1 protein-coding gene is annotated in these 221 nt (G+C 38.0%); it reads right to left on the bottom strand.

Annotated features, from left to right (window positions below):
• Positions 1-221 (bottom strand): DNA repair protein RecO C-terminal domain-containing protein (locus NE668_RS10135; protein WP_256196932.1); only part of this gene is annotated, 221 nt, incomplete at both ends.

The following is a 221-nucleotide window of genomic DNA, read 5'->3' as shown; positions in this document are numbered from 1 at the left end:
CCTGTCCGTTGATCGTCAACGCTTTCAATTCAAATATGTAACGGATAAGCATGTTTGGAATATGCGGATTTGTCAGCGCCCGAAGCGTCTGATAAAGAAGTTTTAACATTTCCCGCTCATCATTGAATTCTTTCGTATAGTAATCTGTAAATTCCAGAAAATAAAAACCGTAATATGCTCCGATAATGTCGCCTCTCAGCTCGGCAAAATAATTAGAAATA

This window comes from Veillonella parvula (assembly GCF_024461875.1).
Classification (GTDB): Bacteria; Bacillota; Negativicutes; order Veillonellales; family Veillonellaceae; genus Veillonella; species Veillonella parvula_I.
The sequence above is the reverse complement of the archived record's forward strand: the minus strand, read 5'-3'. Positions and strand labels throughout refer to the sequence as shown.